The organism is Vibrio anguillarum (genome assembly GCF_001989995.2).
Taxonomy (GTDB): domain Bacteria; phylum Pseudomonadota; class Gammaproteobacteria; order Enterobacterales; family Vibrionaceae; genus Vibrio; species Vibrio anguillarum.
In genome coordinates this window covers 135940-157930 of the sequence record NZ_JAHGUP010000027.1, presented here as the reverse complement: position 1 = coordinate 157930, position 21991 = coordinate 135940, and the positions used below count along the sequence as shown (strand labels likewise).

General features: G+C 45.7%; 18 protein-coding genes. 4 read left to right on the top strand and 14 right to left on the bottom strand.

Going from position 1 to position 21991, the window contains the following annotated elements:
- The first annotated feature begins 257 nt into the window (after window positions 1-257).
- Window positions 258-2003 carry a potassium/proton antiporter gene (locus tag PL85_RS08175; RefSeq protein ID WP_094166247.1) on the top strand — a complete coding sequence of 582 codons (1746 nt, stop codon included), beginning with the start codon at window positions 258-260 and terminating at the stop codon, window positions 2001-2003.
- 4 nt (window positions 2004-2007) lie between these two features.
- Here the strand turns inward: PL85_RS08175 and PL85_RS08170 are convergent, their stop codons facing one another.
- The 11 genes from PL85_RS08170 to aspA form a co-directional block, all read right to left on the bottom strand.
- Window positions 2008-2637 (bottom strand): response regulator transcription factor, encoded by a 630-nt coding sequence (locus PL85_RS08170; protein WP_094500620.1) that lies wholly within the window; start codon window positions 2635-2637, stop codon window positions 2008-2010.
- Between the two features lie 241 nt (window positions 2638-2878).
- On the bottom strand, window positions 2879-4681 hold the full coding sequence (locus tag PL85_RS08165) for a protein-disulfide reductase DsbD (protein ID WP_115339361.1): 1803 nt from the start codon (window positions 4679-4681) through the stop codon (window positions 2879-2881).
- 160 nt (window positions 4682-4841) lie between these two features.
- Complete coding sequence (locus PL85_RS08160; protein WP_088718009.1) at window positions 4842-5300, bottom strand: arginine repressor; 459 nt, start codon at window positions 5298-5300, stop codon at window positions 4842-4844.
- A gap of 407 nt (window positions 5301-5707) precedes the next feature.
- On the bottom strand, window positions 5708-6172 hold the full coding sequence (pyrI, locus tag PL85_RS08155; RefSeq protein WP_017042201.1) for an aspartate carbamoyltransferase regulatory subunit: 465 nt from the start codon (window positions 6170-6172) through the stop codon (window positions 5708-5710).
- A gap of 15 nt (window positions 6173-6187) precedes the next feature.
- Window positions 6188-7117 carry an aspartate carbamoyltransferase gene (pyrB, locus tag PL85_RS08150; RefSeq protein ID WP_017042200.1) on the bottom strand — a complete coding sequence of 310 codons (930 nt, stop codon included), beginning with the start codon at window positions 7115-7117 and terminating at the stop codon, window positions 6188-6190.
- A 469-nt stretch (window positions 7118-7586) separates the two neighbouring features.
- Entirely contained in the window at window positions 7587-8597 is a 1011-nt protein-coding gene (locus PL85_RS08145) for an ornithine carbamoyltransferase (RefSeq protein ID WP_013855826.1), read from the bottom strand.
- A 135-nt stretch (window positions 8598-8732) separates the two neighbouring features.
- On the bottom strand, window positions 8733-9644 hold the full coding sequence (arcC, locus tag PL85_RS08140; RefSeq protein WP_013855827.1) for a carbamate kinase: 912 nt from the start codon (window positions 9642-9644) through the stop codon (window positions 8733-8735).
- A 73-nt stretch (window positions 9645-9717) separates the two neighbouring features.
- Window positions 9718-10941, bottom strand: coding sequence for an arginine deiminase (gene arcA / locus PL85_RS08135; RefSeq protein WP_017046788.1), 1224 nt, complete (start codon window positions 10939-10941; stop codon window positions 9718-9720).
- 843 nt (window positions 10942-11784) lie between these two features.
- Window positions 11785-13230 carry a YfcC family protein gene (locus tag PL85_RS08130; protein ID WP_026027156.1) on the bottom strand — a complete coding sequence of 482 codons (1446 nt, stop codon included), beginning with the start codon at window positions 13228-13230 and terminating at the stop codon, window positions 11785-11787.
- Window positions 13231-13745: 515 nt separating this feature from the next.
- A complete protein-coding gene (locus tag PL85_RS08125) occupies window positions 13746-15059 on the bottom strand; it encodes an anaerobic C4-dicarboxylate transporter family protein (RefSeq protein WP_017042196.1) in 1314 nt (437 codons plus the stop codon).
- Window positions 15060-15207: 148 nt separating this feature from the next.
- Window positions 15208-16662 (bottom strand): aspartate ammonia-lyase, encoded by a 1455-nt coding sequence (gene aspA / locus PL85_RS08120; protein WP_115339360.1) that lies wholly within the window; start codon window positions 16660-16662, stop codon window positions 15208-15210.
- Between the two features lie 405 nt (window positions 16663-17067).
- Here aspA and PL85_RS08115 point away from each other — a divergent pair, with 405 nt between their 5' ends.
- The 3 genes from PL85_RS08115 to cspE all read left to right on the top strand — a co-directional run bounded on the left by PL85_RS08115 (window position 17068) and on the right by cspE (window position 19065).
- Window positions 17068-18000: a GGDEF domain-containing protein gene (locus PL85_RS08115; protein WP_115339359.1), complete on the top strand. Its 933-nt coding sequence runs from the start codon at window positions 17068-17070 to the stop codon at window positions 17998-18000.
- Between the two features lie 64 nt (window positions 18001-18064).
- The gene (locus PL85_RS08110; protein WP_174223809.1) at window positions 18065-18568 is read left to right on the top strand and encodes an FxsA family protein; all 504 of its coding nucleotides are present in this window, start codon (window positions 18065-18067) and stop codon (window positions 18566-18568) included.
- A gap of 284 nt (window positions 18569-18852) precedes the next feature.
- Entirely contained in the window at window positions 18853-19065 is a 213-nt protein-coding gene (gene cspE, locus PL85_RS08105) for a transcription antiterminator/RNA stability regulator CspE (protein ID WP_013855834.1), read from the top strand.
- 96 nt (window positions 19066-19161) lie between these two features.
- Here cspE and trmL read toward each other — a convergent pair whose 3' ends face one another.
- The 3 genes from trmL to PL85_RS08090 form a co-directional block, all read right to left on the bottom strand.
- The gene (gene trmL, locus PL85_RS08100; RefSeq protein WP_115339358.1) at window positions 19162-19638 is read right to left on the bottom strand and encodes a tRNA (uridine(34)/cytosine(34)/5-carboxymethylaminomethyluridine(34)-2'-O)-methyltransferase TrmL; all 477 of its coding nucleotides are present in this window, start codon (window positions 19636-19638) and stop codon (window positions 19162-19164) included.
- 99 nt (window positions 19639-19737) lie between these two features.
- Entirely contained in the window at window positions 19738-21138 is a 1401-nt protein-coding gene (cpxA, locus tag PL85_RS08095; protein ID WP_013855836.1) for an envelope stress sensor histidine kinase CpxA, read from the bottom strand.
- The gene (locus PL85_RS08090) at window positions 21138-21824 is read right to left on the bottom strand and encodes a response regulator (RefSeq protein WP_013855837.1); all 687 of its coding nucleotides are present in this window, start codon (window positions 21822-21824) and stop codon (window positions 21138-21140) included. The genes cpxA and PL85_RS08090 overlap by 1 nt, the downstream gene beginning before the upstream one ends.
- Between the last annotated feature and the right edge of the window lie 167 nt (window positions 21825-21991).

The window sequence follows — 21991 nt, the reverse complement described above, 5'->3', positions numbered from 1 at the left end:
AAATTCCTCAGTTTTGAAGGTCTTTCTTATGTTGAGAAAATGTTAAATTAGCCAAAAGTATAAGATCATAAGCTCTTGATTGGAAAATCGCTCATGGCGAGTTAACGATTTTTTATGTGGTTGGTTATTCATGCCGCGATAAAAACGATCAATGTTTACATAAAGTTGTCTTAAAAACGGATTAAACTAAGGCACAATGGAACGCGAATTTATGTTGGTTACTCAATCAATAATAATTAAATCAATAAGGAAGGAATATGGATGCAATCGCTATCAATGGTTTTTTTCTCGTAGGTGCTTTGCTGATTGCATTAAGTGTGTTGTTAAGTCCAGTCTCTTCTAAGTTAGGAATTCCTATTCTGCTCGTTTTTTTATTGGTGGGTATGTTGGCTGGGGAGGATGGCCCCGGTGGCATCTTATTTGATAATTATCCGATTGCTTATTTAGTCAGTAACTTAGCGCTCGCTATCATTTTATTGGATGGCGGCATGCGTACCCGCGTTGCCAGTTTTCGGATTGCCTTTTGGCCGTCAGTCTCATTAGCGACGATTGGGGTAGCAATTACCACTATGCTAACGGGGTTAATGGCTGCATGGCTGTTTAATTTGGAGTTGCTACAAGGCCTATTGGTTGGTGCGATTGTCGGCTCAACCGATGCGGCGGCGGTTTTTTCTCTGCTGAAAGGACGAAGCTTGAATGAGCGCGTCGGTTCAACGTTAGAGATTGAATCGGGCACTAACGATCCAATGGCGGTGTTTTTAACCGTGACATTAATTGCGGTACTGGGTAGCCAAGGCGATGATCTCAGCGCAGGATTCTTGCTGCTGAGTTTTATCCAGCAATTTGGCCTCGGGGCTTTATTTGGATTAGCCGGAGGTTGGCTGCTCTGGAAGCTGATTAATAGCAATCAACTTCCAGAAGGGCTCTACTCCATTTTGGCCATCAGTGGCGGTTTGATTATCTTTGCGCTGTCCAATTCACTCGGCGGCAGTGGTATTTTATCCATCTACTTGACGGGTTTATTACTGGGCAATAAACCGACTCGTTGCCGCTATTCCATTTTGAACGTACTGGATGGGATGACGTGGCTTAGCCAAATTGGCATGTTCTTGGTGCTTGGGTTATTGGTCACACCTTCTGAATTGCTGACCATTGCGGTGCCGGGCTTTGCGCTCGCCTTTGGTATGATTTTGTTTGCGCGCCCCATTTCTGTATGGATTGGTTTATTGCCATTCAAAGCATTTACTGCGCGTGAAAAGTGGTTTATCTCTTGGGTTGGACTGCGCGGCGCTGTACCCATTATTTTAGCGGTTTTCCCAATGATGGCCGGTTTGCCGAATGCGCAGCTCTATTTCAACTTAGCCTTCTTCGTGGTGATGGTGTCGCTAGTGGTGCAAGGGGGAACCTTGATGAAAGCGGCCGCTTTGGCTCGCGTTGAACTACCGCCCAAACCTGAGCCAATTTCACGTACCGGTGTTGAGATATACCCGTGCAGCGAATGGGAAATGTTGGTCTATAAACTCAAACAAGATAAATGGTGTATTGGTGAGCCATTACGCAACCTCTCTATGCCTGAAGGAACACGTATTACCGCCGTGTTTCGTGACGAGCAACTGCTTCACCCATCGGGCAGCACTAAGTTGCAAGAGGGCGATGTCTTGTGCGTGTTAGCACAGGAGAAAGATCTCGAATCACTGAGCAACCTATTTAGTGAAGCGCCAGAAAAAGCCTCGTTAGAGCGCTTCTTTGGTGACTTCTTTTTGGATGTGGATGCAAAACTCGTTGATGTCGCAGCCTACTATGGTTTGACGATTGAGCACCTCAATCAAGAGATGACGCTCAACGATTTGCTGATCCAAGAGCTCGGAGCCACACAAGTACTGGGTGACCATTTTGAATGGCAAGGTCTGTATCTGGTGGTAGCGGATGTGGCCGATTGGCAAGCAACCAAAGTCGGCTTGCGATTACCTTTAGAAGAAACGTTAGATGAAGCGAGCGAGTAGCCGACTACTCGCCCAACTCATTGAGTAAAATTACTGCTTGAGTGCGGTTTTTAACCCCAAGTTTACGGAAAATAGCCGTCATGTGCGCTTTGATGGTCGCCTCAGAAACATTAAGCTCATAGGCGATTTGTTTGTTGAGTAGCCCATCAGAGAGCATGCCTAATACTTTGTATTGTTGCGGGGTTAAGGCGGCAATTTTCTTGGTTAAATCATTGCACGCGGCGTGATTGGCAATTAGCCCTTCAGGGAAAAATGGGTCACCGGCTAGGACTTGATTGAGTGCTGCGATCAGCGCGCGCATGTCACTCGATTTCGGAATAAAGCCAAACGCGCCATGGCTTTTTACTTGCGCTACTACCGAAGGCTCTTCACTGGCTGAAATCACCACAATCGGTAAATCAGGGTATTCGGCTCGCAAGTGAATGAGCCCTGACATCCCATTTGCGCCTGGCATTTTGAGATCCAACAGCAGCAAATCCACATCGCTCTGTTTGGTTAATAAGGCTAACAGGGCATCTAGCGAATCCGCTTCCAATAAATTGGCACCGCTTATCGCCATATGCACCGATTGAAATAGCGCATTGCGAAACAGAGGGTGGTCGTCAGCAATGATGATGGTGTAGGTCGAATCCATGACGTTTTACACTTTTAGCAATGTCGTTAAATCGATTATTGACCGCGATCTCTCGCTGAACAATCTTTATACGCTAAAAGTCTGAACTGTATCCACTTTTTGTCTGATACTTAGTAGTGACTGAGCCTGATCTGAGAGTGGTGTATGTCAGGCGGTTCGAGAAGAAGTGATGGCGTTCACGCGCTATTATTGCCGACGGTTGCAATGGCTTGCTCAAACAGTCGGCAATAATCGGTAAACCTTAAAGCTGATGGGCGATGAGGTGTGCTAAAAAGCGATCGGCTGGCATAAAACCGCTGATACGTGCGTTTGAAACGCGTTCACCTTGCGCATTCCAAAAATCAATCGTCGGTAACCCTAGCACGTTCATCGCCTTGAGCAGCTCAATATCTTGTGGCTGATTTTTGGTGACGTCCGCTTGCAATAGCACAAAGTTTTGCAGTTTCTGCGCGACCTCTTGCTGATGGAAAGTGTACTTTTCAAACTCTTTACACGCCACGCACCAGTCGGCGTAGAAATCGAGCATGACGGGTTTACCTGCTAATTTGGCTTGGCTCAACTGCAAGTTGAGCTCGGCAATATTATTCACCCGAATGAACTCGACATGGCTACGGCTTGCTAGGTTGGTTTGTTCTGGCTTAAACCACACATCTAGTGCAGGTTGCGCTGAAGCAAACAGACCCAATACCGCAATAATGCCAACCATGCTCTGTTTCCAGCCACCAAACGGCAAGCTGTTTTTACAATGATAGAGCCAACCAAACGCGGCGATCCCAAGCGCGGACCAGAGCGCCGTTGACCACACTGGTGGTAATAAGCGTTCAAGTAAGAATATCGGCGCAGCCAGTAAAATAAAGCCAAACAGTGTTTTGACTCTCTCCATCCAGCCACCGGCTTTGGGGAGTAGTTTGTTACCAAATACGGCGACCAAGATCAGTGGAATCCCCATGCCCATTGCTAAGGCATACAGTGCAATCGCCCCCGTGAATAGGTCGCCACTTTGCGCGACATACAGCAGCGCGCCAGAAAGAGGCGCGGTGGTGCACGGTGAGCAAACCAAACCGGAAATCGCGCCCATGGCAAACACACCAACACTGCTACCGCCTTGCTGCTTATTACTCAGGCTGTTTAGCCACGTCTGCACTTTGCTTGGCAGTTGCAAGGTATAAACGCCAAACATCGACAAGGCGAGTAGCACAAATAGGGTACTGAGACCAATCAGTACATAAGGGTGCTGTATCGCGGCTTGAAATTGTAACCCAGCCGAAGCGACGACTAGGCCAAGTACGGTATAAGTGAGCGCCATACCTTGCACGTAAATAAACGACAAAATCAACGCGCGCCGTGGTGAAAGTTGACCACGACCAAGCACGATACTGGTGAGGATCGGGTACATAGGGAGTACACAAGGTGTAAAGGCTAGGCCAACGCCAAGTGCTAAAAAGAGCAGCGGTGTCCACCAAGAATCGGCGAGGCGGCTTGCTAGCCCGTCTTGTTCAGCCACGGGCGCTTTTGGTGAAGCTGTTTCGCTTTTCGCCATATTGGCCGCCGTGTTGTTGTCAGAGCGAGTATCGCTTGCCACAGCTTGAAGGTCGATAATTCGCGTTTCTGGTGGATAGCAAAAGCCCGCTTTTGCACACCCTTGGTACTGGATAATTAATTTGGCGTTCGCTGCTGCACTGAGGAGCGGTACATCGACAAACAGTGGTTCAGTATAGATCTTTACATCACCAAAAAATTCATCACGATATGGCTGACCATCGAGCATCTCTATTTCACCAAGCTGCGCATTTTCGGCGCTGATACTGATCCGATCTTGGTAGAGGTAATAGCCCTGCTTGACCTGCCAATCTAAGAAGACCTGCTTACCTTGCTGCTCGGCATGAAAAGGAAACGCTTGGTCAACTGGGACAAATTGATTGTCGGCTGAGGCCAAACCGAGGTTGTTACCACTATTGAATGGATTGTCATTGCCGAAGACTGCTAACGCAGGTTGGGAAAGTGTCAGCAGAGCTAGCAGTACAAAGGAAAAGAGTAGGCGCATACAAAAATCGAGTCTTCATTAGGTGAGTGTCATCTTAACCCAATCAGACCGCTTTTCGGCGCAATAAGTTTCACAGTGATGGAAAAATCGTCGCTGATGAGGCAGTGAAGCGAGAAAAGCCAAGTGAGGTTGTGGACCTCACTTGGCTGGGCGATGGGGGTTAAGCGACACCTAGGCGAGTTTTCACCACCGCTTCACACGCTTCAATATTATTGATGTCTTTGGGAATAATAAGCACAGTGTCATTACCACCGACCGTTCCTAAAATCTCAGTGTGGGGATCAATATCAACCAATCGTGCGACCAATTGAGCACTTCCAGGATGCGTTTTTACCACCACAGTGGATTGATTGTGAGTGATAAACTCAATTTGTGAGGCGATAGATGACTCAACACGCACTGGCGCGGTTTCGACCGTAATGCAGTATACTTTTTTGCCGCACGCATTTTGCACTTTCACCACACCAAGTTGGGAAAGCAAGCGTGACACAGTGGATTGGCTAATGCCCTCATAGCCGAGCTCTATTAGCCTGAGTCGTAGCTCATTTTGGTTAGCAAAACTTTGTTGTTGTAGGATTTTTTTACAAGCGGAAGCTAACGTTTTGTCATCGGTTTGCATTGCGCCGTGGGGGATTTTTCTGTTCACGGGCGGTTCCTTTTATACACGCTACTGCGTCTGGGGTATCGGTGATCCTTACCATGCCAGCACACTCCCAAAGCCATAGAGTGTGAGTTCACGTTATGTTTGACGCCAATGGCGCAACGGTTGAGCATTGCTCTTTTCCCCTCTATAAGTGGTGGGGGATTATTATTGATGCCTGTAGCTTAACATTAATCAATGTGTCGCTTTTTGCGGGGGATCACCAAATAATAAACTAGATTACCGATTGATTTTTGGCGTTTTATGTTGATTTGATGGAATAATATGCACGGAAATATGCAAGATTCGGAAGTTGTCCAGCGCCGAGTTAGGACGCTGGAGGCTCGCAGGGCTGTAAACGCGATGGATGCGCGCTTAGTGCTGTTTTAGCAACGTTCAGTCATGATTTCGCGCGAGAATACTTTCTCACAATAGTGGCATTTGAGATGCACATTCTCTTGTTTGAGCTGCACTTTAAAGCGGCTCTCGACAGGCTCGCCATGAGAGATGCAGTTGCTGTTTGGGCAACGAAATACGCTGTCAATTCGCTCTGGCAAAGTGAGGGTCAGTTTGTTGACCACTTTATACTCTTCAATTTGATTGACGGTGGCTTTCGGGGCATACAGTGCTAATTGGTTCGCTTGCTCTTTGGTGAGATAAAGGTTTTCTATTTTAATCAGATCTTTATTACCTAACGCAGAAGAGGGTAGGTTTAGGCCAATCGTCACACGTTGATTGGTTTCATTTAACTTAAACAAAGAGAGAATTTTGATCCCAAGGTTGGCAGGGATATGGTCAATCACGCTACCGTTACGAATCGCTTCAACTTGCAATTGGGTCTCTTTTACCATGATGTTATCTCCTACTTATAAGGTTGGGTTAAGAACAAGGGCTAATAAAGCTTCACGCGCATAAACGCCGTTTTCGGCTTGTTGGAAATAGTAGGCGTAAGGTGTTTTATCGACATCGGTGGTGATTTCATCGACCCGAGGCAGTGGGTGCAGCACTTTTAAATTGTGGCGCGCTTCTTTTAATGTTTCTGCGGTTAAGATGTAAGCCGATTTCATGTGTGCGTATTCGGATGCATCAAAGCGCTCTTTTTGTACGCGCGTCATGTACAGCACATCCAGTTCAGGCACGACCTCTTCAATGCTGGCGTGCAAACTAAACGCAATGCCAGCCTCTGAGAGCTCTTCGCAAATGTAATCTGGCATCGCCAGCACTTCTGGGGCGATAAAAAAGAAACGTACATTGTTGAATTTCGATAAGGCTTGGGTGAGCGAATGGACGGTGCGGCCATATTTTAAGTCGCCGACGAACGCGACGTTAAGGTTATCGAGCCTGCCTTGCGTTTCATAAATGGAAAACAGATCGAGCAAGGTTTGAGTTGGATGTTGGTTAGCTCCATCACCACCGTTGACTACGGGGACGCCGTTGGAAAACTCAGAGGCTAAACGTGCAGCGCCTTCTTGTGGGTGGCGCATAACAAATGCATCGACATAAGAGGAAATAACTTGCACCGAGTCAGCTAAGGTTTCCCCTTTCTTGGCAAGTGACGTATTGCCGCCATTATCAAAACCAATCACTGTGCCGCCTAGGCGCTGCACTGCCGTTTCAAACGACAAACGGGTACGTGTAGAAGGTTCAAAGAAGCAGCTTGCTACTACTTTATTTTTGAGAAGTTCAGGGTTTGGTTCCGCTTTAAGCCTTGTTGCGGTTTCAACAATCAGCTCCAGTTCCGCGCGGCTCAGTTCTGGAATGGAAATGATGTGCTTGTTAAATAACGAATGCGCCATAACGTGTCTTCCCTCTGTATGGTTCGCTTTGGCTACTAGCCTTTGCGAAATTTTGCTTAAAAAAAAAGCCCCCTAAAATAGGAGGCTTCAATAACGTTCAGAACAGAAAAACAAAACAGCTAACTCGACCGGCGCCGGGTGTAATGGATGGCGTTGATGGGGAGTGCTGCGGTTCATTTTCTGCTCCGTTTAGACAAATTGCGAAGGATTATACGGACAAAAAACACGCTGGCAATACTCTTTGGAAAATATCCAGAAAATGGATTTTTATGCGAAATTAGCTTAATTTCGATGTTATTTACTACGCGTTTACAGCTAAAGCATAAGCGCGATTTGTGAGTGTTATTGACTGAAAAAAAATGCGAGCTTTATTCAAGCTCGCATCGATTCAACATCAAAGAGATGAAGTAGACGATTCATCGCCTACATTCATTATCTACTATTCGTTACCTAAGTTAGCTGCCCTAAGTTAGTTACCTAAGGTGGCCACCATCACGGCTTTGATGGTGTGCATGCGGTTTTCAGCTTCATCGAACACGATGGAATGCTCAGATTCAATCACTTCATCGGTCACTTCAACGCCTTTGGCAAGCACTGGGTAGTTTTTCGCAAGCTCTTTGCCAACGGTGGTATCTTCGCCGTGGAAAGCAGGCAAGCAGTGCATGAATTTCACATGTGGGTTACCAGTGGCTTTTAGCATTGCCATGTTCACTTGGTAAGGCAGCATCAATTCAATGCGCTCTGCCCATGCTTCTTTCGCTTCGCCCATCGATACCCAAACATCGGTGTAAAGGAAATCACAGCCTTGAACGCCTTCTTGAACATCATCTGTAAGCGTAATTTTCGCGCCTGTTTGCTTTGCAATAGTGCGACATTCCGCGACTAATTCTTCGGTTGGCCAGAACGCTTTTGGTGCAACAAGGCGAATGTCCATGCCCATTTTCGCAGCGCCCACCATCAAGGAGTTACCCATGTTGTTGCGTGCATCACCGAGGTAGGCAAATTTCATTTCATGGAGGCGTTTGCCACGGCCATGTTCGATCATGGTAAGGAAATCAGCCAGAATTTGTGTTGGGTGGAATTCGTCAGTTAAGCCGTTCCATACTGGTACGCCAGCGTAGGCACCAAGCTCTTCAACGATCTCTTGACCAAAGCCGCGATATTCGATGCCGTCATACATGCGGCCTAAGACGCGCGCGGTATCTTTCATCGATTCTTTGTGGCCAATTTGTGAACCTGATGGGCCTAAGTAGGAGACTTGAGCACCTTGGTCAAACGCCGCTACTTCGAATGCACAGCGAGTGCGAGTTGAGGTTTTTTCAAAGATAAGTGCAATGTTTTTGCCTTTGAGACGAGGCTGCTCATAACCGTTGTATTTGGCTTTTTTCAGCTCAAGTGATAGATCCAATAGGTGCTGGATTTCGCGTGGAGTGAAATCAAGAAGTTTTAGAAAGTTACGATTGCGTAAGTTAAAAGCCATGATCTTTTCCTCATTTGCAACGCTTGCTTCTGATGAAAGGGTGGAAGAAAGCGTTAATATTTGTTTAAAGTTAAAAACAGTTGTTTAAAGTTAAAAACAGATTCGGTTTATAAAATAGATTTTAAAAACAATGTTTTAGTCACGCGTAATATTGGTACCTGCTGTGCCTTCTAAGATGCGTAGGCCATCTTCTAACGCACCGATCCCAACGACTTTCCCGCCTTGTTGAATGAATTCGCACGAGGCTTCAATTTTGGGCCCCATAGAACCGGCATCAAATTGATAGTTGGCAAGCTCGCTTGGCGTTGTGCTGCGCAGCGCATGTTGGGTTGGTTTACCCCAATCAAGGTAAACGGCGTCAGCATCGGTCAAAATCAGCAGCGCGTCGGCGTTCAATTGTTTGGCAAGAAAGGCAGCCGACATGTCTTTGTCGATCACTGCTTCTACACCGACTAATTTGCCGTTTTCACGTTTGACTGGAATACCGCCACCACCAGTGCAAATCACTAAATGACCGGCACTGATAAGCTGGGAAATCGCATCATGTTCGACGATACCTATCGGTTGAGGGCTCGGAACCACACGGCGGAAGTATTGGCCGTCGGGTTTGACTGTCCAGTGGTATTTCTCAGCCAATTCACGCGCTTCTGCTTCTTGATAAACTGGGCCAATCGGTTTGGTTGGGTTGGCAAATGCAGGGTCTTTCGGGTCGACCATCATTTGGGTCAACATGCACGAAATATTGCGTTCAGGCAGCATGTTTTTGAACTCTTGCATCAACATGTAGCCAATCATCCCTTGAGTTTCACTGCCCAATACGTCGAGTGGGTACGGCGCTACTTTTTTGTATTCGAGACCTTGTAGTGCCAGCAGGCCAACTTGAGGGCCATTGCCATGCACCAGCACCACGTTATAGTGTTTGGCTATTTCGGAAATGGTTTTGACTGCAATTTCAATGTTGCGACGTTGAACATCTGCTTCTAATGGCTGACCACGACGAAGTAGCGCGTTTCCACCTAATGCAACAACAACGGTTTGTTTGCTCATAATTCTATCTCTTCTAAGGTGGGTTGAGGCGTGCAGAGGAAATTTGCCTCAACCCATTTGATTAACCTAAGGGCTAGATACCGTCACGCTCAATTGGGCAGCTCATGCAGCGTGCACCGCCACGGCCACGACCCAATTCGTCACCAGGAATAGACAGAACAGTGATGCCTGCTTTGTCGTATTTTTCATTGGTATAGGTGTTGCCTTCATAGCCAATCACTACGCCAGGTTTGACGGTTAGGACATTGTTTGCATCGTTCCACTGTTCACGTTCTGCATTGAAGTTGTCACCGCCCGTTGTGATTAGGTTGAGCTTGTCAACGCCAAGTGCTTTTTCGATGGCGGTAACGAAGTAACCTTCTTCTTTCACGTTCACGGCACCAGACTCATCGCCTGTGAGGCTCCAGCATTTCACATCTTTGCGTACCACTTCTGGATAAACAGAGAAGGTGTCTTCACGCATGTGTGTCATGACGGTATCTAAGTGCATGCAAGAGCGGTGTTTTGGTAGTTCCATCGCAATGATTTGCTTCGCTTGGCCATGTTTAAATAGGCCCGCAGCTAAGTGTTCAACACCTTGCGCTGTGGTGCGCTCAGACATACCAATCAGTACTGCACCTTTGCCAATCACAAGAACGTCGCCACCTTCAATGGTTGAATTATCGTAATTAATGCTCTCGTCATCACCGAAGTATTTAATGAAGTCTTGGCCCGCAAAGCTTGGATGCCAGCGGTAAATCGCACGCACATGGTTGGTTTCACGTTGACGTGCAGGTTTTGCCATCGGGTTGATTGACACGCCACCGTATACCCAGCAAGACGTATCGCGAGTAAAGAGATGGTTTGGCAGTGGTTCAATGATGAAATCGGTTGGTGCATGCAAGCCTTGCATCATTGAAGAGGATTTCATTGGCATTTCAGCGTAAGACAAACCACCTGTCAGGATTTTTGCCAATTCAAGGTTTGGCAGATCGCTGAGGTAGCAGCGCACGTCATTCGCAAATGTTTTGCCAAGGCGGTAATCCGATACTTGTTGAGTAAGCAGCCACTCTTTTGCGACGGGAACCGCTAGCGTGTCGGCTAATAGATCGGTCAGCAGTAAAACTTCAACACCTTGGTCACGTAGCGTTTGTGTGAACGCATCATGCTCTTTCCCCGCACGCTCTACGGCCAATACATCATCAAACAAAAGGTCGTGACAGTTGGATGGTGTTAAGTGAGTGAGTGAGCGTCTTGGGCGGTGAACAAGAACTCGACGTAATTGACCAATTTCAGAACCAACATATAACTTACTCATAATAGTATCTCTCTTAATTTATATGCATTTATGCCGTTATATTTTTGACATTAAATTCAACTTGTTCTGGATAAATACATAATTATTTCTGTAGGGAATTCAGTATGAATTTATTTATTCACTTCTTTGTTCTGCAATTAATATTACCCTTGGTCTGTATATGTTCTTAGAGGTCCATCACAGAATGATTTATATTGAAATTCGGCTAAAATAAGAGTTTTTTAACAATGTTTATGCAGTGTTTATATTGTGAGTGTCATATTTATTACTGCTTTTTTTATGGATGTTCATTCAATTTAAATCTCACGCAGCACTACTCCATATAGGATCGGTATTTTGGTTGGGAATTTTATGCACCAAAAACACATCGATAATTCATCGAATTGGTTAAGAATATGCACTTGAAAAGGGTATATAGTTGAATATGAGTCGAAGAAATGGGCTGTGTTAACATAACTTTCTTAATAAAACTTGATCTCACGCAGGCTTTCTAATGTAGATGTTTTGTCTGAATGGGCGTAATAGAGGACGGAAAATGAGAGATGAAATAGCAGGCGATCTGAATTTGGTGATAAAGGAATATCGGCCGCATTTTATTTAGTCACCAAAAGTGGTTATTTATCCCAGCCGATTGCTATAAAAAAATAGCCATCAAAACTAATGGCTATCTAACGATGTTGAAAGCCATCATTTCCTGATTTGGCTAACGTATCATGTTTAGAGTTGAGTAGCTGCGCAGCCAATGAGCTTAAGTCGGCCTGCCAATAAAAAAGCCGCAATCATGCGGCTTTTAAAGGATGTGACGCGGTTTTCACCTACGACATATCGTTCATCAGTTTGGCGCTATAGCATCGCACCTAGGCTGAGAGATAGCATAATGAATACGCACAATATGCCTAGCAGTGGTGCGACCCATTTCACCCAGCGAACATAAGGTACGCGAGCAATTGCTAAGCCGCCCATCACTACCGCAGAGGTTGGCGTGATGAGGTTGACTATCCCTGAAGCTGATTGGTAAGCCGTGACGACAAGGTCGCGACCAACGCCTGCAAAGTCAGCCAATGGAGCCATGATGGGCATGGTTAATACCGCAAGGCCAGAAGACGAAGGTACAAGGAAGGAGAGAAGAATTTCCAGTAAATACATTACGTTAATAAAAATGACGGATGAAAGGCCAGTAACCATTTGCTCGGCTGAGAACAAAATAGTGTCGGTGATCATCCCGCGGTCCATGATCACCACAATGCCGCGTGCGATACCAATGATCAGCGCTACGCCTAATAGGTCTCGTGCACCATCAATAAAGCTGGTGGTGAATTCCTCTTCACTCATACGAGCAATTAAACCGATAATGATGGTTGCGCCCAAGAACATGGCTGAGATCTCAGCCATCCACCATCCAGCAACAGATACCCCATAAATCATCACGCCAAAAGCGGCCGCGAAAATGGTCAAAATAACTTTGCGGGTGGCGGTGAATTCGAGTTTCTCTCCACTTTGGTTGCCAAGGAAGTGAGCTTTGTTCTCTTCGTACTTGTCGTACACAATCGATTTGCTTTGATCTGCTTGCACCATTTTCGCGTAGCGCATCACGTACAGTACACAGATAACCCAACCGACAGCTAACATTGCTAAGCGCAACATTATGCCATCAGTAAACGGAATGCCCGCTGCGTTGGCCGCAATTACGGTGGCAAACGGGTTGATAGTGGAGCCCAGCGTACCGATACCCGCGCCAAGCAGTACGGTAGCGGCGGCAACCAGTGGGTCAAAACGAGCGGCCATCATCACAGGTACGAGTAAGGTGTAGAAAGGTAAGGATTCTTCCGCCATACCGTAAATCGTACCGCCTGCGGCAAACAGCGCCATCAGGATGGGTATCATCAACTCTTCACGCCCTTCAAGCCGCGCTGTTACGCGTTCAATGCCCGCATCAATCGCACCTGTTTTGGTCACTAGGCCCAAAAAGCCACCAATGACTAAAATGAACAGAGACACGTCAATCGCGGCAGCTTCGTAGCTGTTGTGGTCATAAAAGCCGTCAATCGGTGCCATCAACACATCGATCACCCCTTGTGGGTTACCTTCTGCGTGTTGATAAGTTCCCGCAATAGGCACTTCTTTGCCCAGTTCTTCATTCATGGTGCGCTGATACTGACCGGCAGGCACAATCCAGGTTAAAAGGGCCACAAGAGCAATTAGAATGAAAAGGATGGTGTAAGCGGAAGGAAACTTAAAGTTAGCAAAGAAGCCACCTTTAGGTTCCGTGGATACAGTTTGGGTTGTCATAGCGATCTCCTTACACTCAGAGAACAACGAGATTCTGAGTGTGTTCAGCGGCTAATGTTCTTCAGTCTTCCAGCCCATTAAAATATTATCTATTAGGGGTGAAAGAATAAAAAGTTATTGGAACTTCAATTAAATACGTTAAATGAAAAGTTTTAATTATTATTAAGTGAACATAAATGCTCACTTGCTCAGATATCTGTATAAATTCTAAGGTGAGTTTTAAAGCGTAACTTTGTCTTGCTTCACAAAAAAATAGTACCGAGTTACACACCATTTTTTTAGGGAATTTAATTTAGGGTAATTGAGTGTAAATAATGGAATTATATTCTTACGCTTTTTATTCGAAGACATGGAGATAGGCGGATAATCGTTGTAGGGTAAATATATTGAAATTTTATTCATTAAGCTGAATGAATGAAGAGAAGTAATTATTTATTGCTTTATTGATATGTATCAATATTTTATACGTAACAAATAAAAAGGGAGCCAAAGCTCCCTTATAACAATAGTAGAGATTACATCAAAATATTGGAGAACAACAAACCAAAACCAATACTAAACACCATGCTTAACAAGCCTGGGAGCATAAAGCTGTGGTTGAAAATATACTTACCAATACGAGTGGTACCAGTCCGGTCAAAGTCGATAGATGCGATGATAGGGCCGTAGTTTGGAATGAAGAAGTAACCGTTAACGGCAACGAAAACCGCAATAATAATGGCTGGTGGCAAACCCAAGGTTATTGCAACAGGGACTAACACGGCTGTTGTTGCGCCTTGGCTATTGACCATCACCGACAGAGCAAATAACGCGAACGCGAATGTCCATGGTGCGACTTCCACTAAGCCAGAGACCGCTTCTTTGACCATGGCACCATGGCCGGCAATGAAGGTGTCACCTAACCAAGCGATACCGAAGATCGCCACGATGGCACGCATACCTGCATGGAATACGGAACCTTGGCTGATGGCGTTGCCGTCAGGTTTGCACAGTAAAATGATCAGCGCCGCGATAGACAGCATCACGATTTCAATCGTGTGCGCCATCCCCATGGCTGAGCCGTTAAATTGTGGGCGCAAGCTAGGCAATGCACCCATCACCACCACCACAATGGCACCGAACAAAAATAGCCCGACCGATTTTTTCGCTTGTGGCGTGATTTGAATATCAGCAATTGATACTTCTTGTTCCATCTCTGCGCGAAATTCTGGGTCTTGCAAGCGACGTTGATATTCTGGGTCGTCTTTCAGTTCAACACCGATTTTATTGACGAATAAGCACGCGCAAGCCAAACCAAGAATGGTACTTGGGATGGTGATCATCAACACATCCGTTAGCGTGATGCCTTGTGGTTCTAAGAAGGCGACTAACGCCACGACGGCGGCCGCAATTGGGCTAGCTACAATCGCAAATTGTGACGCGATCACCGCCATACCTAAAGGACGTTCTGGACGAATACCACTGCGACGGCTCACTTCAGCAATAACGGGCAGTACTGAATAGGCCACGTGACCTGTACCAGCCATCATTGTAAAAAAGTAAGTTACCAAAGGGGCGATGAAAGTGATGTGGCGAGGGTTTTTATGCAAAATGTTAGTGGCAATTTTGATCAAATAATCTAAACCGCCAGCCGCTTGCATTGAGGCTGCTGCTGCAACCACGGCCATGATCATCAACATCACATCAATCGGTGGGCTGGTTGGTTGCATGCCAAATCCAAAGCTCAGTACAGCAAGGCCAATACCGCCCATCACACCAAGCCCAATACCACCAATCCTTGCACCAATTAGGATACATCCTAATACGATAAGGAACTCAATTAAGAACATCTTATACTCCTAAAGATAATGAAAAATAGGGTCATTCTACAGGTTCAGCGATATTGAACGGTATGCTTTGCGCCATGATGTAACGCAATTTTTCCTCACTTAATAACTTGTAGAAAGTAAAAAGGCTCTGAATCAGAGCCTTTTTTGATTATTCGTAGCGTTTCGCTTTGTACTGAGGGCGCATAAAGTTTTCGACGGACAAGATGTCATCGAGCTCTTCGGCGGTGAGTAAGCCTCGCTCAAGCACCACTTCACGTACGCTCTTACCCGTTTCCGCACAAATTTTACCCACGATGTCACCTTCATGGTGGCCAATATATGGGTTAAGGTAAGTCACGATACCGATAGAGTTGAATACGTAAGCTTCACACACTTCTTTATTGACAGTGATGCCGTCAACACACTTGTCACGAAGGTTTATGCAGGCGTTTGAAAGAATTTCAATTGACTCAAACATGCTTTGTGCAATCACAGGTTCCATCACGTTTAGCTGTAATTGGCCACCTTCTGCGGCAAAGGAAATAGTGTTGTCGTTACCAAGTACTTTAAAGCACACTTGGTTGACCACTTCAGGCACCACAGGGTTTACTTTTGCAGGCATGATGGAAGACCCAGCTTGCAGTTCAGGTAGGTTCAACTCGTTTAGACCCGCGCGAGGGCCAGATGAAAGAAGACGCAAGTCATTACAGATTTTAGAGAGTTTCACAGCAAGGCGTTTTAGCGCGCCGTGCGCCATCACATAAGCCCCGCAGTCAGAGGTTGCTTCAATTAAATCTTCCGCTGGTACCACAGCTAAGCCAGTCACCGCAGCAAGGTGCTTCACTGCCGCCGCTTGGTAGCCCGGCGCTGCATTGAGGCCAGTACCAATAGCCGTTGCACCAAGGTTGATTTCAAGCAGCAGTTTAGAGGTGTACTCTAGGTTGCGGATCTCTTCATTAATGGTGACCGCCCAAGCGCGGAACTCTTGACCTACGGTCATCGGTACGGCGTCTTGCAATTGAGTTCGGCCCATTTTCAAAATGCCAGAGAACTCTTGGCTTTTTAGCTCAAACGCACCTTTTAGATAGGCAATTGAATCAATCAGTTTCAGGATGCTGTTGTATACCGCAATACGAAAACCAGTAGGGTAAGCACAGTTGGTTGATTGGCTTTTATTAACGTGGTCATTGGGGTTGATGAACTCGTACTGACCCTTTTCTTTACCCATCAATTCCAGAGCAAGGTTTGCGATCACTTCGTTGGTATTCATATTGACAGAAGTGCCGGCACCGCCTTGGTATACGTCTGACGGAAATTGATCCATGCACTTACCTGTTTCTAGGATCAAGTCACATGCTTGGAGGATGTAATTAGCCACTTGGCTTGGAATGACGCCGAGCTCTTTGTTGGCTAGCGTGGCAGCTTTTTTAGTCATCACCATACCACGTACAAATTCAGGCACATCAGAAATGGTTGATTTTGAAATATTAAAGTTTTCGATAGCGCGCAGCGTATGAATGCCGTAATACGCGTCAGCAGGAACGTGACGTTGACCTAATAGATCTTCTTCGATACGAGTGGCCGAGTTAGCTGTAGCAGCTGTCGTTTCTGATAGGTTAGCCATAACAGGATCCTTAGAGAATTATTCTGATAATTAGTGAAATTATTAGCCATTTCTGCAACTTAAGAGTCCATTCGTCAGAGTTTTAGGCTGGAAAATCCGTCCTGACTTCTGTGGCACATCATACTTAACCTAGATTTAAAAAATAGTAAGTGGATCACCTTTTAAGTCAATATTTGATGAAAATTTGATGTGTATCCATAGGCGTTATTTTCAGGTTTAAAAAATGATTCTCACCTTGATTAACTAATAAGTGACGATTATGTTGGTGGTGGTATTTATTTGTATGCATGGGGTTTGTTTGTATTTTGTTAGCGAAGGTTAGGCTTTGTCGGTGTGGATATTGAGTGATGGCTAAGTATATGGTCTATAAATGTAAGGATGGTATTGGCATAAGGATGTATTGATATGACGCAAGTCGATGGGCTCTCCCTTACACAGTTTCAAGACTATTTTTTCCGGTCGCTTGATATCATTCCTCTCCCGATAGTCGTTTCGCAAGGGATAATTTCTACCATAGAGGGAGATAACAATCGGCAGCATCTCTATTTTAATCAGACTTTTGTGAAAGAGTTAGGTTACACCATCCAAGATATTCCTGATATTTCTACTTGGTTTACCACGGTTTATCCAGATCCTGAGTATCGGCAAGAAGTTGCTCTAATGTGGGAGAAGGAAGTCCATGCTTCGATGCTTGCGAACCGACAAATTGCAGAAATTCCCGCACTAATTAAGTGTGGTGATGGTTTGCAACGTTGGTTTACCGTAAGTGCTCAAATTAAGGCTGAGTGCCAGCCTAATTGGCATATCGTTACTTTCCAGAATATTCATCAATTAAAAGCGTCGTTGGAAGAGGTGCTTCATATCTCCAATTCCGATCCTCTAACCCATTTAACTAACCGACGTGGCCTAGAGTATTGGATTGAAGATAGGGAGTTGGGTTGTGATGTGGGGGTTATCATGCTCGACATTGATCATTTTAAATCGATCAATGATAATTTTGGACATATGGCGGGCGATCAATTGCTGTGTACCTTGGCCAATATTCTTTGGCAATCCACCAGTATTGATGCCTGCTGTGTGCGCTGGGGGGGCGAAGAATTTTTAGTTGCCTTACCCGGTGCATCTCCACAAGAGGTGATCGCAATGGCCAATAAAATTCGTTATCACATCGCTTCGTTTGGATTCTATTGGCAGGGGAAGCTTGTACCCGTGACGGTGAGTGCTGGCTGCACGACAGGCGTATTGTTTGATGGCCTTGATAGTTTGATTCAAAAAGCCGATGTTGCATTGTATCAAGCCAAGTTAGGTGGCCGTAATCAGGTTGTGTGCTTTGATTGACTAGCGGGTGTTGTAGTTGCTTGTGGTTGACGGTAAGGTGAGAGCAATAAACAAAGGAGGGCGTGTGTTTCCAATCTTACTTCTGGCTTTTATTTTTGTGCCAATCATTGAAATTGGTCTCTTTATCCAAGTAGGCAGCTTGCTAGGTATGTGGCCAACCATCGCCTTGGTGCTGATTACGGCATTCGTTGGTGCTTCATTGGTTCGTAGTCAAGGTATTCAGACCTTATTGAGTGTTCAACATCGCTTGCAACAAGGTGAGCTACCTGCTCAACAAATTGTTGAAGGTGTAATATTGGCGGTGGCTGGAGTTCTGCTTTTAGTTCCTGGCTTTTTGACCGATGCACTTGGTATGGTGGCGTTATTGCCAGCCCCTCGTGCGTTACTTGCCAACTATTTGATGAACAAAGTAGTCGTAAATAGTGCTAGTCATTTCCAAACGGAATTTCGCGCAGGCCGGCATAGTCATGGTTCTTTTTCCCAAACTCCTTTCTCATCATCGGAGGCGGGAGAAACATTAGAAGGTGAGTTCGAACGTAAAGAGGGCGAACGCAACAAGTTGAATTAAAAGGCTTTGATGAGCCTTTGGGATTGACCAGAGTTGACCGGACAATTTAGATCGCGAAATAGGTTGCTTAGTGTAACGTTAAAGCCTATAGTGGCCTCGCTCTGTTGTTCAGGGGTTATTAATGAAACAAAAAATAAAAGTAAAAGTAAATTCTCAGAATCCATCGTAAAAATTGATGTCCTCAGTGTTTCCCTTACCTTATTCGTAACATTAAATAATTCAATCTATCAGTGCATTGCGCATAAGCGCGATAACTTTATGAATTTAAATAAAAGGGACACATTATGTCTAACAAAACAACTGGTTCTGTAAAATGGTTTAACGAAACTAAAGGTTTCGGCTTCCTTACTCAAGATAACGGCGGCGCTGACGTGTTCGTACACTTCAATGCAATCGCTTCTGACGGTTTCAAAACTCTAATTGAAGGCCAAAAAGTGTCTTTCAATGTAGAAAATGGTCAAAAAGGCCTACAAGCAGCTCAAGTAACTGTTCTGTAATCTAGCCTAATATCTAGAATTAATAAAAAGGTCGCCTAGGCGGCCTTTTTGCTATTTGGTGATTTATCTTCCTACCGTTTTAGAACACTAGCGCTGTTATTGCGCACCTTCAAAGCCCATTTGACGCCACGCTTCAAACGCAATAATAGCGACCGCATTAGAGAGATTTAAACTGCGAGCTTCTGCCATCATCGGAATACGAATACGTTGTGTCATCGGTAGGCTTTCGATGACTTGCGCTGGTAATCCACGAGTTTCTGGGCCAAACATCAACACATCTCCTTTTTGAAACTGCGCATCGACGTGGTGCCCCGTGGTTTTAGTGGTACAAGCAAAAATCCGGTACGTTTCGCGCTCTGCATTGAGGTAGTCCATAAAGGCATCCAAGTTGGCATGACGCGTTACGCGCGCTAAATCGTGGTAATCAAGCCCTGCGCGGCGCACTTTCTTATCTTCTAGATCAAAACCTAGCGGTTCAATAAGATGCAAATTAGCGCCGCAATTGGCACACAAGCGAATAATATTTCCGGTATTAGGGGCGATTTCAGGTTCGTAAAGTGCGATATCAAACATGGTATAGCTGCTCTTAAAGAGTGTGGGCCGGAAGTATAAGGTGACGAGCCTATTGAGTACAAGTCACCCGTTATTTGGCGATATAGGCATAAGTGGAATTTAACTATCCAATGGGAGCGTGAATTGTACTTTTAACCCACCTAATTGGCTGCGACTTGCGTGAATCGTACCGCTGTGTTGACGAATGGCACTTTCGGTGATGGCTAAACCTAACCCTGTACCACCACTGTGCCTATCACGCGCAGTGGAAACACGATAAAAGGGGCGGAAAATATCGTCTAACTCGTTTTCGGGAACGCCTTCACCATTGTCTTCCACGCAAACCGATAGTCTGCCTTTTTCGACCGAAAAGGTAATATTGATTTCATCTTTGCCATAGTAAATGGCGTTACGCACAATGTTTTCCAATGCGCTCATCAGCAGTTTTGGTGTACCGGAAATCGTGTGCGGTGGAATCGCATTATAGGTGAGTCTTTTTTCCATCTGCTCCGCCTCAAATTGGGCATCACTCAATAATTCCTCCCATAAACTGGATAGCGGTTGAGTTTCTCGGCTGAGATGGCTATTGGTTTGCATACGCGAAAGCGTCAGAAGTTCACCGATCATCTGCTCTAAACGCTGTGCTTCGGTGTCGATCCGCTCCAATTCTGAGCTGCTACCTTGTTTTCGAGTGGCAAGTGCATTGGCCATTCTCAGTCGCGTTAAAGGGGAGCGCAGTTCGTGTGAAATATCCGACAGCAATCGCTGCTGGCCAGAAATCATCTGATTGACGGCTTCTACCATTTGGTTAAAGCTTTTTCCTGCTTGGCGAAATTCACTGGTGCCTTTTTCTAAGCTTGGGTCGACCACAAATTCGCCGCGAGCGACCCGTTTGGCGGCTTGCTCGAGGCGGCTGGCGGGTTGACTCAATGCCCATGCGAGCCATAAGAGTAGTGGTGTACTGACGAGCATCACGGCAAGCAGTAGGCCGAACGGACGGTCGAATAGTTGCAATAAGAACGGAGGGGGCTCATTCCAGCGAATACCGACAAACATGAGTAGATCTTGCTTAGCAAGGGTAATTGGCAATGGACCTGAAATCATATAACGGCCATAGAGCTTCTGTTGTGGCTTATCAATGGATTCAATGCTGGTCACGAAATTTTGGAGTGCTTTAAACTTAAAGTCGGCTTGAGTTTTGGTGGTGAGAATTGTGCCATCTGGCGTTGTGATAAAGAATTGTGGAGTGCCGTTCTTCTCGCGCATGTGCCCTTCACCACGCTTGTTGCTGCTACTTTCTAAACGAAAGAGGATGCGTGTGAGTTCATGCTCATCTTTAAACATACTCTCTATTTTTTGTTTTAAGTGTGTAAGACGTTGGTATTCATCGCTAGGTATATCACGGGTTTTACGAGGATCAAGGTGCGGCAGTGCTAATACTGCGATCAGCACCAGCAGCATCGTAAACCAAAAAATGGCAAAAATTCTGCCATAAAGGCTGTTGATTTTAGGTAGGCGCATTAATCCTCCAGAATCATGAGGTAGCCACGACCACGCAGCGTTTTAATCCGTGATTTACCATCGACACGCTCAGGTAATTTCTTGCGTAAATTCGAGACGTGCATATCAATCGCGCGGTCAAAGGCCGCCAACCGTTTTCCTAGAACATCAAGGCTGAGCGCTTCTTTAGTTAAGGTTTCGCCTGGGTTTTGCACAAAATGAGTCAGCAAGGCAAATTCCGTGGTGGTAAGGTCCAGCAATTGCCCTTGGCAATAGGCTTCCTGCTTGCTGGGGTATACTTGAATATCTTGGCACTCAATGACTTCATTATGTTTGGTGCCATTGCTGGTTTGGGTTCGGCGCAAAATCGCGCGAATGCGTGCCAGCAGCTCTCGGTCACTGAAAGGCTTCGGTAAATAGTCATCCGCGCCGAGTTCTAGACCGATGACGCGATCGATCTCCTCTCCTTTGGCGGTGAGCATTAATACCGGGGTATGCCAGTTTTCACGTAACTTTTTCAGCGTTTCCATCCCATTAAGCTTAGGCATCATTACATCGAGTAAGACAAGATCAATGCGATCATGAATGGCCGCGAGCCCGCTCTCTCCATCATTCGCTTCAGAGACATCGAAGCCTTCATAGCTCAAGACTTCTTTTAGTAAGCTGGTGAGCTCAGTATCATCATCAATCAGAAGAATATGCGCCATGTGTCGCCTCGTCGTTGGGGAAGTTATGGGTACAGTTTACTGCGAAATAGGCAAGATATTCAGTGAGCAATAAGCTCTTTACGATTCTTTACGCTCACTATACGTTGCTTTACCGTACAGGCCCTATTCTACACTCAAGCGCTGTGAATACAGCTTGTTAGAATCCA

Bases quoted from the DNA above. Each gene is read 5' to 3' on its own strand.
- PL85_RS08175 (WP_094166247.1), top strand. From the start codon at position 258: ATGGATGCAATCGCTATCAATGGTTTTTTTCTCGTAGGTGCTTTGCTG.
- PL85_RS08170 (WP_094500620.1), bottom strand. From the start codon at position 2,637: ATGGATTCGACCTACACCATCATCATTGCTGACGACCACCCTCTGTTT.
- PL85_RS08165 (WP_115339361.1), bottom strand. From the start codon at position 4,681: ATGCGCCTACTCTTTTCCTTTGTACTGCTAGCTCTGCTGACACTTTCC.
- PL85_RS08160 (WP_088718009.1), bottom strand. From the start codon at position 5,300: ATGCAAACCGATGACAAAACGTTAGCTTCCGCTTGTAAAAAAATCCTA.
- pyrI (WP_017042201.1), bottom strand. From the start codon at position 6,172: ATGGTAAAAGAGACCCAATTGCAAGTTGAAGCGATTCGTAACGGTAGC.
- pyrB (WP_017042200.1), bottom strand. From the start codon at position 7,117: ATGGCGCATTCGTTATTTAACAAGCACATCATTTCCATTCCAGAACTG.
- PL85_RS08145 (WP_013855826.1), bottom strand. From the start codon at position 8,597: ATGGCTTTTAACTTACGCAATCGTAACTTTCTAAAACTTCTTGATTTC.
- arcC (WP_013855827.1), bottom strand. From the start codon at position 9,644: ATGAGCAAACAAACCGTTGTTGTTGCATTAGGTGGAAACGCGCTACTT.
- arcA (WP_017046788.1), bottom strand. From the start codon at position 10,941: ATGAGTAAGTTATATGTTGGTTCTGAAATTGGTCAATTACGTCGAGTT.
- PL85_RS08130 (WP_026027156.1), bottom strand. From the start codon at position 13,230: ATGACAACCCAAACTGTATCCACGGAACCTAAAGGTGGCTTCTTTGCT.
- PL85_RS08125 (WP_017042196.1), bottom strand. From the start codon at position 15,059: ATGTTCTTAATTGAGTTCCTTATCGTATTAGGATGTATCCTAATTGGT.
- aspA (WP_115339360.1), bottom strand. From the start codon at position 16,662: ATGGCTAACCTATCAGAAACGACAGCTGCTACAGCTAACTCGGCCACT.
- PL85_RS08115 (WP_115339359.1), top strand. From the start codon at position 17,068: ATGACGCAAGTCGATGGGCTCTCCCTTACACAGTTTCAAGACTATTTT.
- cspE (WP_013855834.1), top strand. From the start codon at position 18,853: ATGTCTAACAAAACAACTGGTTCTGTAAAATGGTTTAACGAAACTAAA.
- trmL (WP_115339358.1), bottom strand. From the start codon at position 19,638: ATGTTTGATATCGCACTTTACGAACCTGAAATCGCCCCTAATACCGGA.
- cpxA (WP_013855836.1), bottom strand. From the start codon at position 21,138: ATGCGCCTACCTAAAATCAACAGCCTTTATGGCAGAATTTTTGCCATT.
- PL85_RS08090 (WP_013855837.1), bottom strand. From the start codon at position 21,824: ATGGCGCATATTCTTCTGATTGATGATGATACTGAGCTCACCAGCTTA.